This window comes from Streptomyces sp. NPDC054770, from assembly GCF_053611985.1.
This window is the reverse complement of record NZ_JBSHBL010000041.1, coordinates 1-15,591: the sequence shown is the minus strand read 5'-3', so window position 1 is coordinate 15,591 and position 15,591 is coordinate 1. Positions and strand designations below refer to the sequence as shown.

Sequence of the window (15,591 nt, the reverse complement as noted above, 5' to 3'; positions counted from 1 at the left end):
AGTTGGGCAGGGCAGGAAAGACAGAGTAATCGCCCATCGGCCCACTCCCGTAAGCCCGAGGACCACCCAGCTACGTCATAGCTGTGTCACAACACGAACGGTGCCTAATCGGGCACATGGGGTCACCGCCGGTCACCGTGCGCCGGGGGCGCTCCCTTCCGCCCTGAGCTGCATTCACTCCCACACCCTGATTGGCTCCCCACGGGACGGGAAGATGCGGGATCATGTCTGCCATGACCGAGGTGTCCTCGCTCACAGGGCGGCTGCTCGTGGCCACGCCCGCCCTGGCGGACCCGAACTTCGACCGCGCGGTGGTGCTCCTTCTCGACCACGACGAGGAGGGCTCCCTCGGTGTCGTCCTCAACCGCCCCACCCCCGTGGACGTCGGCGACATCCTGGAGGGCTGGGCCTCCCTCGCAGGCGAGCCGGGGGTCGTCTTCCAGGGCGGCCCGGTGTCCCTGGACTCCGCGCTCGGCGTGGCGGTCATCCCCGGCGGCACGAACGGCGACCGCGCCCCGCTCGGCTGGCGCCGGGTGCACGGCGCGATCGGCCTGGTCGACCTGGAGGCCCCGCCGGAACTGCTCGCCTCGGCCCTCGGATCCCTGAGAATCTTCGCCGGTTACGCCGGATGGGGCCCCGGCCAACTGGAGGACGAACTGGTCGAGGGTGCCTGGTACGTCGTCGAGTCCGAACCCGGCGACGTCTCCTCCCCGTCCCCGGAGAGACTCTGGCGCGCGGTGCTGCGCCGCCAGCGCAACGAGCTCGCGATGGTCGCCACCTACCCGGACGACCCCTCGCTCAACTGACGCCGGGCCTTCTCTCAACCGTTGCCCGGACGCTTCAGTACCCTTGGCATTTATGAGCACTCTTGAGCCCGAGCGCGGGACTGGTACGGGGACCCTCGTAGAACCGACACCGCAGGTGTCCCACGGCGACGGCGACCACGAGCGCTTCGCCCACTACGTCCAGAAGGACAAGATCATGGCGAGCGCGCTCGACGGCACCCCCGTCGTGGCGCTCTGCGGCAAGGTGTGGGTGCCCGGCCGCGACCCGAAGAAGTACCCCGTGTGTCCCATGTGCAAGGAGATCTACGAGTCCATGGGCGCCGGCGGCGACGGCGACGGCAAGGGCAAGGACAAGTAACCCACCCGTCCGACAGCTCGGCTCTTGGAGGCCCCGGGCACGCTTTGGCGTGCTCCGGGGCCTTTGTCGTACCCGCGCGTTGCACGGAGTGCGTCCCGCGGTCACAGAGTGGTTGAGACCTCTTGTCGACGTGTTCATGTAGTCCCTAGCCTCCGTGATGTTGTGCAGAGCGAAACAGCCGTTGCATACCTTGCAACGACCCCGTGCTTGAGCGCGCTCCCGGAGGGTCACTCCATGAAGCTCCCCGTCCCCGCACTCCTCGTCGGCGCCCTGTTCCTGGCCGCCGCCTGCGCCCCGCAGACCTCCTCCAACTCCGCCTCCGACAAGGACGACAAGAGCGGCACCCTGCGGGTGTGGCTCTTCCAGGAGGTCGGCAACCACCCGAAGCAGAAGGTCGTCGACTCGGTCGTCGCCGCATTCGAGAAGGCGCACACCGGTACCAAGGTCGACGTGGAGTACATCCCGGTCGACACGCGCGCGCAGCGCGTCAAGGCCGCCTTCAACGACCCGGCCTCGGCCCCCGACGTCATGGAGTACGGCAACACCGACACCGCCGGTTACGTCCACGATGGCGGTCTCCTCGACATCACCAGGGAGTTCGCGGCCTGGCCCGCGGCCAAGGACACCGACCCGACGGCCAGGCAGTCGGTCACCGTCGCCGGCAAGGTCTACGGCGCCCCCTTCTACGTCGGCGTCCGCGCCCTCTACTACCGCACGGACGTCTTCCGGGAACTCGGCCTGAAGCCGCCGACGACCATGGCGGAACTGGCCTCCACCGCCCGCGCCGTCCACAAGGCGAAGCCCGGCCTGTACGGCCTGGTCGTCGGCGGCGCCTACACCTACGGCGCGATGCCCTTCATCTGGGCCGACGGCGGCGAACTGGCCACCGCCGAGGGCGGCTCGTATACCTCGGCGATCGACAGCGCGGCCGCGCAGAAGGGCATCAAGGCGTACACGTCCCTCTTCGGCGACGACAACTGCCCGGCCGCCAAGTGCGCGGGCTTCGGCGGCAACGACACGGTCACCGCGTTCGCGGCCGGCAAGGCGGCCATGGCGATCGGGGGCGACTTCAGCCATGCGGCCGTGGAGGCGGGGAGCGTCAAGGGCAAGTACGCGGTGGTGCCGCTGCCGGGGGCCACGGCCGGCTCGGTCGCGCCGGCCTTCGCGGGCGGCAACAACATCGGGGTGCTGAAGAGCACGACGCACCGGACGCTGGCCGTCCAGCTGATGGAGGAGCTGACCTCCAAGAAGACGCAGGCGGCGATGTTCGACGCGATGGGTTTTCTGCCGACGTTCAAGGACATCCGTGACCAGGCGGCCGCGAAGGAGCCGTTCGTGAAGCCGTTCGTACAGACCCTGTCCGCCGGGACGAAGTTCGTGCCGGCCTCTGCCGGGTGGTCGCAGATCGATTCGTCGCTGGTGCTGCCGACGATGTTCCAGGAGGTCATCAGCGGGAAAAAGAGCGTGGCGGCTGCTTCGGAGGAGGCGGCGAAGAAGATGGACGCGGCGTTTGGTTCCGCCGGATGACGCCCAATGGGGCGGGGGTCGCGGTTCGTGCGCGGCTGCGGGTGCGTGGGGGCTGGTCGCGCCCGCGCGGCGGTAGCCGCAAAGTCAATACAGCCCAGCGCCCCTTCGGAGGCGCTGGATGGAGCCCTTGGCTGTATCTCGCCCCTGCTCTCGTGGTCCTCGGGGGGCTGCTCGTCTACCCCATCTACCAACTCGGGCTGATCTCCGTCTTCCGGTACACCCAGGCTCAGGTCAGCGGCGGAGAACCCACTGCCTTCGTCGGACTCGGCAACTACTCGGACGTCTTCTCCGACGACCAGTTCTGGTCGGTGCTGCTGGCCACCCTCGGCTTCGCCGCCGCCTGTGTGGTGTCGACGCTCGCCGTCGGCTGTGCGCTCGCCGTGCTGCTGACGCGGGTGCGGGCGCTGCCGCGGCTGGCGTTGATGCTGGCCGCGCTGGGGGCGTGGGCGACCCCTGCGGTGACCGGGTCGACCGTCTGGCTGTTCCTCTTCGACCCGGACTTCGGGCCGGTGAACCGGCTGCTCGGCCTCGGCGACCACTCCTGGACGTACGGGCGCTACTCAGCCTTCTTCCTGGTGCTGCTCGAAGTGGTGTGGTGCTCCTTCCCGTTCGTCATGGTCACCGTGTACGCCGGGATCCGCGCCGTACCGTCCGAGGTGCTGGAGGCCGCCGCGCTGGACGGGGCCTCGCAGTGGCGGATCTGGCGGTCGGTGCTGGCGCCGATGCTCCGGCCGATCCTGACGGTCGTCACCGTCCAGTCGGTGATCTGGGACTTCAAGATCTTCACGCAGATCTACGTGATGACCGGCGGGGGCGGGATCGCCGGGCAGAACCTGGTGCTCAACGTGTACGCCTACCAGCAGGCCTTCGCCTCCTCGCAGTACGGTCTTGGCGCCGCCATCGGTGTCGTCACGCTGCTGGTCCTGCTCGCCGTCACCCTGGTCTACCTGCGGCTGCTGCGCCGGCAGGGGGAGGAGCTGTGACCGTCGTGAATCCTGTGCGCGGTTTCGTACGGCGGCCGGGGCGGCTGGCCGCCGAGGGGGCGGCGCTGGCGATCGCCGTACTGGTCGCCTTCCCGCTCTACTGGATGGTGCTGGGCGCCTTCAAACCGGCCGGGGAGATCGAGTCGGACCGGCCCCGGCCGTGGACCCTCTCGCCCTCTCTGGACTCCTTCCGGCGGGTGTTCGGGCAGCAGGAATTCGGCCGTTACTTCGTCAACAGTCTGGTCGTCGCGGGCAGTGTGGTCATCGTCTCGGCGCTGATCGCCTTTCTCGCCGCGACCGCCGTGACCCGATTCCGGTTCCGCTTCCGTACCACCCTGTTGATCATGTTTCTGGTGGCCCAGATGGTGCCCGTGGAGGCCCTCACCATCCCGCTCTTCTTCCAGATGCGGGACTTCGGTCTGCTGAACACGCTGGGCTCGCTGATCCTGCCCCACATCGCCTTCTCGCTGCCCTTCGCGATCTGGATGCTGCGGGGGTTCGTGAAAGGGGTGCCTGAGGCGCTGGAGGAGGCCGCGTACATCGACGGGGCGAGCCGGTCGCGCTTTCTCTGGCAGATCCTTTTCCCGCTCGTCCTGCCGGGCCTGGTGGCCACGAGCGTGTTTTCCTTCATCTCCGCCTGGAACGACTTCCTCTTCGCCAAGTCCTTCATCATCAGCGACACTTCGCAGTCCACGCTGCCGATGGCGCTGCTGGTGTTCTTCAAGCCCGACGACCCCGACTGGGGCGGTGTGATGGCGGCCTCCACGGTGATGACGATTCCGGTGCTGGTGTTCTTCGTACTCGTACAGCGACGCCTGGTCTCGGGACTGGGCGGAGCGGTTAAGGACTGACATGGCGGATGTGATTCCCGAGCCCCGGTACGTGGCGTCCTACGGGGGCGGTTTCTTCGAACTGGGCGCGGACACCGAACTGGCGGCGGGGGAGGGCGCGGAGCGTACGGAGCGCTGGCTGCGGGCCACCCTGGGGGCGGCCACCGGCCTGCCGCTGCCGCCCGGCGGAGGCGCGGACGGCAATGTCATCCGGCTGACCGTCGACGCGTCGGTCACCGAGGATCTCGGTGCGGAGGGCTACCGCCTCGCGGTCATGCCCACCGGGGTGCATCTGGTGGGCGGCGGACCCGCCGGGCTTTTCTGGGGCGCCCAGACGCTGCGTCAGCTGCTCGGTCCGGACGCGTATCGGCGTGCCCCGCTGCCCGGCCGTTCCTGGCGGCTGCCGCTCAGCCACATCCAGGACTCGCCCCGATTCGCCTGGCGCGGCCTCATGCTCGACGTGGCCCGGCACTTCATGCCGAAGGAAGGCGTCCTGCGCTACCTGGATCTCATGGCGGCGCACAAACTGAACGTCTTCCACTTCCACCTGACGGACGACCAAGGGTGGCGCATCCGCATCGAGCGCCACCCCCGGCTCACCGAGGTCGGCTCCTGGCGGACCCGTACGAAATTCGGTCACCGGGCCTCACCGCTGTGGGAGGAGAAGCCGCACGGTGGCTTCTACACCCAGGACGACATCCGGGAGATCGTCGCCTACGCGGCCGAGCGCCATATCACGGTCGTCCCCGAAATCGACGTACCGGGACACTCGCAGGCCGCCATCGCCGCGTATCCGGAACTCGGCAACACCGACGTCATCGACACCACAGCCCTCTCCGTCTGGGACTCCTGGGGGATCTCTCCGAACGTACTCGCCCCCACCGACAACACCCTGCGCTTCTACGAGGGGGTGTTCGAGGAGGTGCTCGGTCTCTTCCCGTCGGAGTTCATTCACATCGGCGGCGACGAATGCCGCAAGGACCAGTGGCGGGTCTCGCCGGCCGCGCAGGCGCGCATCAAGGAACTCGGGCTCGCCGACGGGGACGAGTTGCAGGCGTGGTTCGTCGGCCACTTCGCGAAGTGGCTTTCCGCGCGCGGGCGCAGACTGATCGGCTGGGACGAGATCCTGGAGGGCGGGATCGCCGAGGGCGCGGCGGTCTCGTCGTGGCGCGGTTACGGCGGCGGGATCGCGGCCGCGCGGGCCGGACACGACGTCGTCATGTGCCCCGAGCAGTACGTGTACCTGGATCACCGTCAGGCCGACGGTGCGGACGAGCCGGTGCCGATCGGTTACGTCCGCACCCTGGAGGACGTGTACCGGTTCGAGCCCGTTCCACCGGAACTGGACGAATCCCAGGCGGAGCGGATCCTGGGCACCCAGGCCAACGTCTGGACCGAGGTGATGGAGGACCACGCGCGCGTGGACTACCAGGCCTTCCCCCGGCTGGCCGCCTTCGCCGAGGTCGCCTGGAGCGCCCTCCCGGCCCCGGGCGAGCGGGACTTCGCCGCTTTCGAGCGCCGCATGACCACGCACTACCGGCGACTCGACGCCCTGGGCGTCGCCTACCGCCCCCCGACCGGCCCCCTCCCCTGGCAACAACGCCCCGACGTCCCCGGCCGCCCCCTCCCCGGCCCACCCCCGAACCGCTGACCCCCAACCACCCCCTGACCGGCCCGGCTCCGGTCCTTTGCCGGTTCGACTTCGGTCCTTGGCCGGTCAGGCTTCGGTGTTGGGCCGGTTCGGCTTCGGTGTTGGGCGGGCGCGGTTCCGGTGTTTCGCCGGTCCGTGCCCTGGCCTTGCGCCGGTCCCGCTCCGGCCTTGCACCTGCTCGGCTTCGGTCTTCGGTCGTTGTCCGGCTCGGGTCCTTGGCCGGTCCGGCTTCGGTGTTCGGTCGGCCCGGCCTTGGTGTTCCGCCGGTTCGGCGCCGGTCCTCCGCCGGTTCGGCCCTGGCCTCCCGGCGGCTCGGGTCGAGTCGGGCGTTTTGTCGGTTTCGTTCGCGCCTTTCGCCGGTTCGGTCCGCCCTCTGGTCGGTGTCGTTCCGGTCGGGCTCTTCGGGCTCTCCCGGGTCGTTCTCCTCGCTCCGAACGCGTAGTGGGAAAAGGCCCCAGGAGTCACCGAAGAGTGTCAATCGACGTGCACAGGTGATAGCGGGCGGAAACGGACCAAGTGGCCGATCAGGTGGGCGAATGCCTCCTAGCGGACCCGTGCGTTCGAGGCTTGCGAAGATGTGCCAGAGTTGCCACGTCCGCCCTGTGAGCACGTACCGTACGGCCACACAGGTGGGACCAGGTGGGGCAGCGGGAAGGGGCAGCCGGTTTTGACCACGCACGCACCGCAGGCGGCGCAGTCCGTCACGCTGCCCACGACGCTGAACGAAGCCGTGGCGGCCCTCACCGCCATGCCCGCCGCGGTCCCGGTGGCCGGCGGCACCGACTTGATGGCTGCCGTCAACTCCGGACAGCTCAGGCCCGCCGCCCTGGTCGGCCTCGGCCGGATCAGCGAGATCCGCGGCTGGCAGTACCAGGACGGCAACGCCCTGCTCGGCGCCGGCCTCACGCACGCCCGCATGGGCCGCCCCGACTTCGCGGCCCTGATCCCGGCGCTCGCCGCCGCCGCCCGCGCCGCCGGCCCCCCGCACATCCGCAACGCCGGCACCCTGGGCGGCAACATCGCCACCGCCGCGCCGACGGGCGATGCGCTGCCGGTCCTCGCCGCCCTGGAGGCGACGCTGATCATCGCGGGGCCGGGCGGATCCCGCCGGGAGATCCCGGTGTCGCATCTGCTGGCCGGCGTGGAGATGCTCCGCGCGGGCGAGCTGATCGGCTTTGTGCGGGTGCCGCTGCTGCACGCCCCGCAGGTCTTCCTGAAGGCGACCGGCCGCACCGGACCGGGCCGCTCGGTGGCCTCCGTGGCGCTCGTCCTCGACCCCGCGCGGCGCGGCGTCAGATGCGCCGTCGGCGCCATAGCGCCGATGCCGCTCAGGCCGCTGGACGCCGAGCAGTGGGTGGCCCGGCTGATCGACTGGGACAACGACCGCGCGCTCGTCCCCGAGGCGCTGAGCGCCTTCGGCGAGTACGTCGCGGCCGCCTGCATCCCGGACCCGGCCCCCGAGCCCGACGGCTCGGTGCCGCCGCTTCCGCCCGCCGTACTGCACCTGCGGCGCACCGTCGCCGCGCTGGCCCGACGAGCACTGGGGAGGGCGCTGTCATGACCGACGACCAGCACGGAGAGGGCGCGCCCGCAAGCGGCGGCGGCCGCTGGAACCCGCTGCCCCAGGGCGACTACGACGACGGCGCGACCGCGTTCGTGAAGCTCCCCGAGGGCGGCATCGAGGCCCTGCTGTCCGCCGACAGCCCCCTGGCCGCGCCCGGGCACGGTTATGTGCCGCCGCAGATAACGGCCGCGCCCGGCACCGACGGCTGGGGCGCGCCGGCCGACGGCACCCGGTGGCCCGACCCGAACGCGGTCCCGCAGGAGCAGCCCGCCGACGACCGGTTCACGTACAACCCGGCCTCGACGCAGCAGTGGACCTACGAGGAGCCGCCGCCCGCGCCCGGTCACGAGGTGACCGGCCAGTGGTCGATCCCCGTCGCGACCGGCGACGCTCCGGACGAATCGGGCGAGTTCACCACATCCGCGCTCATGGAGCAGTGGGGCGGCGCGCCGCCGTCGACCCTGCCGGGCGGGGCGTCCGCGCCCTGGGCGACCGAGGCTCCCGCGTGGGAGCACCCCGCGAAGGCCCCTGGATCGCCCGCTGAGCCCCCCGCGGGCCGCGGCGACACGCGAGCCCCCGGTCTCGCCTCCGGGGCCGCCGGTGTGCCGCCTGTGGCCGACGCGCCGACGGGGGGCGAAAGGGGCGAAGAGGGCGAGGCGTTCGATACCGGCGCAGCCGACCCGGCCCACGAGGCGGCCCGCCCGCAGACCGCCGACGGTGAATCCGCCCCACAGGGGCCACCCGCACCCGACGACGAAACCGTCACGGGCGATGCGGACGGGAACCAACACGCCGAAGGCGAGGCCGAGGCGGTCGACGACCACCCCCTCGCCTCCTACGTCCTGCGCGTCAACGGCGCGGACCGCCCCGTCACCGACGCCTGGATCGGCGAGTCCCTCCTGTACGTCCTCCGTGAACGCCTCGGCCTCGCCGGTGCCAAGGACGGCTGCTCGCAGGGCGAATGCGGCGCCTGCAACGTCCAGGTCGACGGCAGGCTCGTGGCCTCCTGCCTGGTCCCGGCGGTGACCGCGGCCGGCAGCGAGGTCCGTACGGTCGAGGGCCTGGCCCAGGACGGCCGCCCCTCGGACGTCCAGCGCGCGCTGGCCCGCTGCGGAGCCGTCCAGTGCGGCTTCTGCGTCCCCGGCATGGCGATGACCGTCCACGACCTGCTGGCGGGCAACCCGGCCCCCACCGAACTGGAGGCCCGCCAGGCCCTGTGCGGCAACCTCTGCCGCTGCTCCGGCTACCGGGGCGTCCTGGACGCCGTCAACGAGGTCGTCGCCGAACGCGAGGCACACTCCGCCGCCGACGCTGAGACGGACGGCGACGAGGCACGTATTCCGCATCAGGCGGGACCGGGCGCCGGCGGCGTCAACGCGTCGGCGTTCGACTCCCCGGGCACCTTCGGGGCCGGAATCCGGGTCCCGCACGAGCAGTCGTACGACCAGTCGTACGGTGGCAACCAGTCGTTCGGCGGCGACCAGTCTTACGGCGGGAACCAGACGTTCGGTGGCAACCAGTCGTTCGGCGGCGACCAGTCTTACGGCGGGAACCAGACGTTCGGCGGAAACCAGACGTTCGACGACCAGAGCCAGAGCTACGACGACCAGCCCTACGGCCCGGACGGAGGCCAGGCGTGACCAACGAGACCGTCACCACGACCACCGCCGCGGAGACGCCCGTCCCCGCCCCCGAGCCGCTGCCGCACGGCCTCGGCGTGTCGCTGCCGGCCGCCGACGCGGGCGCGAAGACCGAGGGCACCTTCCCGTACGCGGCCGACCTGTGGGCCGAGGGCCTGCTGTGGGCGGCCGTGCTGCGCTCCCCGCACCCGCACGCGCGCATCGTGTCCATCGACACCAGCCACGCGCGCGAGATGCCCGGCGTACGGGCCGTCGTCACCCACGAGGACGTCCCCGGCACCCCGCGCCACGGCCGGGGCACCCCGGACCGCCCGGTCTTCGCCTCCGAGGTCGTACGGCACCACGGCGAGCCCATCGCGGCCGTCGCCGCCGACCACCCGGACACCGCGCGCATGGCCGCCGCCGCCGTCATCGTCGAGTACGAGGTGCTGGACCCGGTCATCGACCCCGAGCAGTCCTTCGAGGCCGAGCCGCTGCACCCCGACGGCAACCTGATCCGGCACATCCCGCTCCAGCACGGCGACCCGGACGCGACCGGCGAGATCGTGGTCGAGGGCCAGTACCGCATCGGCCGCGCCGACCCCGCCCCCATCGGCGCCGAGGCCGGACTCGCCGTGCCCCGCCCGGACGGCGGGGTCGAGCTGTACCTGGCCTCCACCGACCCGCACACCGACCGCAACACGGCCGCCGCCTGCTACGGCCTGTCCCTCGAACAGGTGAAGATCGTCGTCACCGGGGTGCCCGGCGCCACCGCCGACCGCGAGGACCAGGGCTTCCAGCTGCCGCTCGGCCTGCTCGCCCTGAAGACCGGCTGCCCCGTCAAGCTCACGGCGACCCGCGAGGAGTCGTTCCTGGGCCACGCGCACCGCCACCCCACCCTGCTCCGCTACCGGCACCACGCCGACGCCGAGGGCAAGCTGGTCAAGGTCGAGGCGCAGATCCTGCTCGACGCGGGCGCGTACGCCGACACCTCCGCCGAGTCCCTGGCCGCCGCCGTCTCCTTCGCCTGCGGGCCGTACGTCGTCCCGAACGCCTTCATCGAGGGCTGGGTGGTCCGCACCAACAACCCGCCCTCCGGCCACGTCCGCGGCGAGGGCGCCATGCAGGTGTGCGCCGCCTACGAGGCGCAGATGGACAAGCTGGCGAAGAAGCTCGGCCTCGACCCGGCCGAGATCCGCCTGCGCAACGCCCTCGCCACCGGGGACGTGCTCCCCATCGGCCAGACCGTGACCTGCCCGGCCCCGGTGGCCGAACTCCTCCAGGCGGTACGGGACTTCCCGCTCCCCGCGCTGCCCAAGGACTCGCCCGAGGACGAGTGGCTGCTGCCCGGCGGCCCCGAGGGCGCGGGCGAGCCGGGCGCGGTGCGCCGCGGTGTCGGCTACGGCCTCGGCATGGTGCACATGCTCGGCGCGGAGGGCGCCGACGAGGTCTCGACGGCCACCGTCAAGGTCCACGACGGCATCGCGACCGTGCTCTGCGCGGCCGTGGAGACCGGCCAGGGCTTCACCACGCTGGCCCGCCAGATCGTCCAGGAGACCCTCGGCATCGACGAGGTGCATGTCGCGCCCGTCGACACCGACCAGCCGCCGGCCGGCGCCGGCTGCCGCGGCCGCCACACCTGGGTCTCCGGCGGCGCCGTCGAACGCGCCGCCAAGATGGTCCGCACCCAGCTCCTGCAGCCCCTGGCGCACAAGTTCGGCATGTCGACCGAGCTGCTCCAGATCACCGACGGCAAGATCACGTCGTACGACGGCGTCCTGTCGACCACCGTCACCGAGGCGCTGGACGGCAAGGAGCTGTGGGCCACGGCCCAGTGCCGCCCGCATCCGACCGAGCCGCTGAACGCCGACGGCCAGGGCGACGCCTTCGTGGGCCTCGCCTTCTGCGCCATCCGCGCGGTGGTGGACGTGGACATCGAGCTGGGGTCGGTGCGGGTGGTGGAGCTGGCCGTCGCCCAGGACGTCGGCCGGATCCTCAACCCGGCGCAGCTCAACGCCCGTATCGAGGCCGGGGTCACGCAGGGCGTGGGCATCGCCCTGACGGAGAACCTGCGCACTCCGCGCGGTCTGATCCGCCACCCCGACCTCACCGGGTACGCCCTGCCGACCGCCCTCGACGCGCCCGACATCCGGATCGTCAAGCTCGTCGAGGAACGGGACGTGGTCGCCCCCTTCGGCGCCAAGTCGGTCAGCGCGGTGCCGGTGGTGACGTCCCCGGCGGCCGTCGCCTCCGCCGTCCGCGCGGCCACCGGCCGCCCGGTCAACCGCCTCCCGATCCGCCCGCAGGCGGCGGTCGTCACCGGCCAGTGAGCCTCTCCGGGGTCGTGGTGATCGCCGGAGTGATGGCGGCGGGGAAGTCCACGGTCGCGCAGGCGCTGGCCGAGCGGCTGCCCCGGGCCGCGCACGTCCGCGGCGACGTCTTCCGCCGCATGATCGTCTCGGGGCGCCAGGACTACACCCCCGACGCCGCCGAGGAGGCCACGGCCCAGCTCCACCTCCGCTACCGGCTGTCGGCGGCCACCGCGGACGCGTACGCCGAGGCCGGCTTCACGGCGATCGTCCAGGACGTGCTGATCGGGCCGGAGCTGGCGTCGTACGTCGAGCGGATCCGCACCCGCCCGCTGCACGTCGTCGTCCTCGCACCGAGCCCCGAGGCGGTGGCGCGGCGGGAGGCGGGGCGGTCGAAGACCGGTTACGGGGCCGGGTGGACGATCGCCGACCTGGACGCGGAACTACGCCTGCGCACCGAGCCGTTGGGACTGTGGCTGGACACCTCGGCACTCACCGTGGCACAGACGGTGGAGGCGATTCTCACCGGGACGGAACGGACGAGGGTCGCCTGACGTCTCTTCTGCGGGGCGTTGTCAGTGCCGCGGCGTAGTGTTCTGGGCAGTGGGGACGGCCGTTCCGGAGGGGAAGCCCGGACAACCCGCCATGCCCTGCTGACTTCCACGCACGACGCATCACTTGACCCACCTGACCCACCTGACCCATTTGATCCACTTGCACGGCTTGAACTCTTTGATCGCGGGGGCAGCGATGAGCACGATCAGCACGACCGGCACGACCGGCAGCGGTGCGGCGACGATCACGCTGACCGAGGCTGAAATGGACCGCTACATCACGCACGAACCTACCCGCAGCTGGCTCACCGGCCCCGGACTGCCCGACAGCGGCGGCCTGCTGACGTTCGAGCCGCTGCGCACCGTCGGCCTGCGCACCCTGGCGGACGTCACGGACGGCCCGTCCCGGCTCGCGGAGGAGCTCCGGGACCGCCTGGTGATCGGGGAGCTGCTGGCCCCGGTCGGCCTGGACACCGAGTCGATCCTCCTCGACGGCGGTACCGGCGAGATCACCTCGGCCTACCTGATCGACCCCACCGACCCGCGCCCGCTGGCACCCTCGCTGGAGACGCTGCTGCGCTTCGCCGCGGTCACCGAGGAACTGACCGGCCTGCGCGGCCGTTTCGCCTCCCTCGCCGGGACTCACGGCACCAAGGCGGCGACCGAGGCGACCCGCAAGCTCCTGGAGCTCTTCGAGGAGGGCACGGCCGGCCACGTCCCGCCGTACTGGAAGGCGACGGCCCTGATCCGCCCGCTCAGCCTGGTCGCGGGCCCCGGCACGGGCTCCGGGCTGGCCGTCGACCTGCCGGCCCGGCTTCTGGACCAGGAGTTCGGGCAGGGCCGGGTGGCCCGCTTCGAGGAGGTCGACTTCCCGCCCACGCTCACCCACCAGCCGACCCGCCGCTTCCTGCGTGAGACCGGCCTCCCGGAGGACGCGGTCCTCTTCCACCTCGACCCGGACGCCCCGCTGCCCACGCTCCGGGAGTACTTCACCGACATCCACCCGGGCGGCTTCCCCCTGGACGACCTCCCGGCCCACGCCGACCGGCTCATACGCCTCGGTCACCTGGTCGAGGACAACAGCCTCGTCGTGGACGGCACCACGGGCGCGATCCTCAACTTCTCCGAGCCCGAGGCGACCCTCTACCCCCTCAACACGGACATCTCCACGCTCGCCTACACCCTCTGGCTCCTGCACCACGAGCGCACCATCGACGAGCACCTGCACCACGAACTCACCACGGAGGCCTACGACCAGCTCGCCGCGACCATGCTCCACACCCTCGCGACCATCGACCCCACGCCCGCGACGACGGACGCCGACTGGCACTACTGGACGGAGCTGTTCCAGGACGAGGCCGGCGGGGTGCTGTAGCGGCGGGTCAGGTCACCAGGCCCTGGCGGTAGGCGTAGACGACGGCCTGGACGCGGTCGCGCAGACCCAGCTTGGCGAGGATGCGGGACACGAAGGTCTTGACGGTCTCCGGGCTGAGCACCAGGGCCGCGGCGATCTCGCCGTTGGAGAGGCCGTCCGCGATCAGCCGCAGCACCTCCAGCTCGCGCGGGGTCAGCGGAACGCCCTGCGGAGTGGAGCCGTCGACGGGGCGGATGCGGGCGGCATAGCGGCCCACGAGCTGCCGGGTCACCTCCGGGTCCAGCAGGGCCGCGCCGGTGGCCACGGTCCGGATGCCGTGCAGCAGCCGGTCCGGCGGCGCGTCCTTGAGCAGGAAGCCGCTGGCGCCCGCGCGCAGCGCCTCGTAGACGTACTCGTCCAGGTTGAACGTCGTCACCACGAGCACCTTCACCGGATGCGGCACCCCGGCACCGGCGAGCAGCCGGGTGGCCTCGATGCCGTCCAGGACCGGCATCCGGACGTCCATCACCACGACGTCCGGGCGCAGCCGGCCGGCGAGGTCGACCGCGGCCTGCCCGTCCCCGCACTCGCCCGCCACCTCCAGGTCGGGCTGGGCGTCGATGATCGTCGCAAGGCCGGTGCGGATCAGCACCTGGTCGTCGCAGACCAGGACCCGGATCGGTGCCGCCTCGCCCGAGGCGGTCACGCCGGGTTCCCCAGGGGTATCAGGGCCCGGACGACGAACCCGCCGTCCGCCTGCCGGCCCGCGCTGAACTCGCCGCCCAGCAGGGCCACCCGCTCCCGCAGACCGGCGAGCCCGCGCCCGCTCCCGCCGGGTCCCCGGGACGCAGGGGCCGCACCGGGCCCGTCCGTGCCGACCTCCACGGTGATCTCCTTCTCGCCATGGCGCACCCGCACCGAAGTGCGGCTGCCGTGGGCGTACTTGAGGGCGTTGGTGAGGGCTTCCTGCACCACCCGGTAGGCCACCAGGTCGGCGCTGCCGGCCGACGGGGTCGGCGTGCCCTCCTCGGTGAACTCCACCGGCTGCCCGGCCCGCCGCGTCTGCTCCACCAGCGTGACCAGCCGGCCGGCGACCGGCGCCCTGACCCCCGTACCACCCGTACCGGTACCGGTACCGGTACCGGCACCGGTGCCGTGGTCGGGATTGAGCAGGTCGAGCAGATGACGCAGGTCGGAGATGGCCCGCCGCCCGGTGTCGGTGACCGCGGTGAGCGTCTGGTCGAGACGCTCCGGCGCGGCGGTCAGATACCGGGCCGCCTCCGCCTGCACAACCATCGCCGTCACATGGTGGGTCACCACGTCGTGCAGCTCGCGGGCGATACGGGTGCGCTCGGCGGTGCGGGTGTCCTCGGCGACCCGCCGCCGGTGTTCGGCCTCCGCGGCCCGGGTGGAGCGCAGCCATGCCCCGATGCCCCACGCGAGGACCAGCACCAGATAGAACGTCATGAACCCGCCCGGCGTCTCGCCCCCCGAGCCCAGCCGGTGCAGCGCGACCGCCAACGGCACGTAGGCCGCGGAGAACACGAGCGCGGTGGCCCGCCGGTGCCGTTCCAGATGGACGCCGGTGCTGATCAGGGCGAGCGGCAGCGCGGTGCCCGCGACCGAGTGGTAGCCGCGCAGCTGGTCGACGGCGAAGCCGAGGCAGACCAGGGCGAGCGAGACAGCCGGCCACCGCCTGCGCACGGCCAGCGGCAGGCACTCCAGGCCGAGCACCGCGACGGTCAGCGCGTCGAAGGGGCGGGTCGGCAGGTCCCCGACCTGGGTCCCCTTGCCGTGCAGGGCAGGCAGGAACGATCCGGCCAGGAGCAGCAGCCCGAGCGGCAGATCCCGGACCGTGACGTCGAGCCGGTGCCACCAGCCGGGCACCTGCCGAGGACCGATCACCGGGGCAGTGTAGCGACGGCGCCGGCCGGGACGTCCCGGCGCCGGCGGGGCACCCGGTGCCCGCGGCGCCAGGCGAGCCACGGGAACGCGGGCGTGACCAGCCAGCCGAGCGGCACCGAGTTAGAGGGGGCCGGGGGCGCGATCGGCCGGCC

General features: G+C 72.0%; 13 protein-coding genes. 11 read left to right on the top strand and 2 right to left on the bottom strand.

The features are described 5' to 3' along the window. The first annotated feature begins 233 nt into the window (after positions 1-233). The 11 genes from ACWGKQ_RS30455 to ACWGKQ_RS30405 all read left to right on the top strand — a co-directional run bounded on the left by ACWGKQ_RS30455 (position 234) and on the right by ACWGKQ_RS30405 (position 13,555). Positions 234-806, top strand: a complete 573-nt coding sequence (locus tag ACWGKQ_RS30455) for a YqgE/AlgH family protein (protein ID WP_453295272.1) — start codon at positions 234-236, stop codon at positions 804-806. 52 nt (positions 807-858) lie between these two features. Next, positions 859-1,143, top strand: coding sequence for a DUF3039 domain-containing protein (locus ACWGKQ_RS30450; protein WP_453295212.1), 285 nt, complete (start codon positions 859-861; stop codon positions 1,141-1,143). A 234-nt stretch (positions 1,144-1,377) separates the two neighbouring features. Next, on the top strand, positions 1,378-2,670 hold the full coding sequence (locus ACWGKQ_RS30445) for an extracellular solute-binding protein (RefSeq protein ID WP_453295211.1): 1,293 nt from the start codon (positions 1,378-1,380) through the stop codon (positions 2,668-2,670). Then, the gene (locus ACWGKQ_RS30440; protein ID WP_453295210.1) at positions 2,667-3,653 is read left to right on the top strand and encodes a carbohydrate ABC transporter permease; all 987 of its coding nucleotides are present in this window, start codon (positions 2,667-2,669) and stop codon (positions 3,651-3,653) included. The genes ACWGKQ_RS30445 and ACWGKQ_RS30440 overlap by 4 nt, the downstream gene beginning before the upstream one ends. Positions 3,654-3,658: 5 nt before the next feature. Beyond that, complete coding sequence (locus tag ACWGKQ_RS30435; RefSeq protein WP_453295209.1) at positions 3,659-4,504, top strand: carbohydrate ABC transporter permease; 846 nt, start codon at positions 3,659-3,661, stop codon at positions 4,502-4,504. Position 4,505: 1 nt separating this feature from the next. After that, complete coding sequence (locus tag ACWGKQ_RS30430; protein WP_453295208.1) at positions 4,506-6,134, top strand: beta-N-acetylhexosaminidase; 1,629 nt, start codon at positions 4,506-4,508, stop codon at positions 6,132-6,134. 667 nt (positions 6,135-6,801) lie between these two features. Continuing rightward, entirely contained in the window at positions 6,802-7,695 is an 894-nt protein-coding gene (locus ACWGKQ_RS30425) for an FAD binding domain-containing protein (protein WP_453295207.1), read from the top strand. Continuing rightward, positions 7,692-9,338 carry a 2Fe-2S iron-sulfur cluster-binding protein gene (locus ACWGKQ_RS30420; protein ID WP_453295206.1) on the top strand — a complete coding sequence of 549 codons (1,647 nt, stop codon included), beginning with the start codon at positions 7,692-7,694 and terminating at the stop codon, positions 9,336-9,338. Before ACWGKQ_RS30425 ends, ACWGKQ_RS30420 begins: the two co-directional genes overlap by 4 nt. After that, on the top strand, positions 9,335-11,647 hold the full coding sequence (locus ACWGKQ_RS30415; protein WP_453295205.1) for a xanthine dehydrogenase family protein molybdopterin-binding subunit: 2,313 nt from the start codon (positions 9,335-9,337) through the stop codon (positions 11,645-11,647). The genes ACWGKQ_RS30420 and ACWGKQ_RS30415 overlap by 4 nt, the downstream gene beginning before the upstream one ends. Before the next feature lie 32 nt (positions 11,648-11,679). Further along, entirely contained in the window at positions 11,680-12,180 is a 501-nt protein-coding gene (locus ACWGKQ_RS30410) for an AAA family ATPase (protein WP_453295271.1), read from the top strand. Positions 12,181-12,376: 196 nt separating this feature from the next. Continuing rightward, on the top strand, positions 12,377-13,555 hold the full coding sequence (locus tag ACWGKQ_RS30405; protein ID WP_453295204.1) for an SUKH-4 family immunity protein: 1,179 nt from the start codon (positions 12,377-12,379) through the stop codon (positions 13,553-13,555). A 7-nt stretch (positions 13,556-13,562) separates the two neighbouring features. Here the strand turns inward: ACWGKQ_RS30405 and ACWGKQ_RS30400 are convergent, their stop codons facing one another. Continuing rightward, positions 13,563-14,240, bottom strand: coding sequence for a response regulator (locus tag ACWGKQ_RS30400; protein WP_453295203.1), 678 nt, complete (start codon positions 14,238-14,240; stop codon positions 13,563-13,565). After that, complete coding sequence (locus ACWGKQ_RS30395; protein WP_453295202.1) at positions 14,237-15,439, bottom strand: sensor histidine kinase; 1,203 nt, start codon at positions 15,437-15,439, stop codon at positions 14,237-14,239. The genes ACWGKQ_RS30400 and ACWGKQ_RS30395 overlap by 4 nt, the downstream gene beginning before the upstream one ends. Positions 15,440-15,591 lie beyond the last annotated feature (152 nt).

Coding starts and splice junctions, on each gene's coding strand:
- ACWGKQ_RS30455 (WP_453295272.1), top strand. CDS start 234: ATGACCGAGGTGTCCTCGCTCACAGGGCGGCTGCTCGTGGCCACGCCC.
- ACWGKQ_RS30450 (WP_453295212.1), top strand. CDS start 859: ATGAGCACTCTTGAGCCCGAGCGCGGGACTGGTACGGGGACCCTCGTA.
- ACWGKQ_RS30445 (WP_453295211.1), top strand. CDS start 1,378: ATGAAGCTCCCCGTCCCCGCACTCCTCGTCGGCGCCCTGTTCCTGGCC.
- ACWGKQ_RS30440 (WP_453295210.1), top strand. CDS start 2,667: ATGACGCCCAATGGGGCGGGGGTCGCGGTTCGTGCGCGGCTGCGGGTG.
- ACWGKQ_RS30430 (WP_453295208.1), top strand. CDS start 4,506: ATGGCGGATGTGATTCCCGAGCCCCGGTACGTGGCGTCCTACGGGGGC.
- ACWGKQ_RS30420 (WP_453295206.1), top strand. CDS start 7,692: ATGACCGACGACCAGCACGGAGAGGGCGCGCCCGCAAGCGGCGGCGGC.
- ACWGKQ_RS30410 (WP_453295271.1), top strand. CDS start 11,680: ATGGCGGCGGGGAAGTCCACGGTCGCGCAGGCGCTGGCCGAGCGGCTG.
- ACWGKQ_RS30405 (WP_453295204.1), top strand. CDS start 12,377: ATGAGCACGATCAGCACGACCGGCACGACCGGCAGCGGTGCGGCGACG.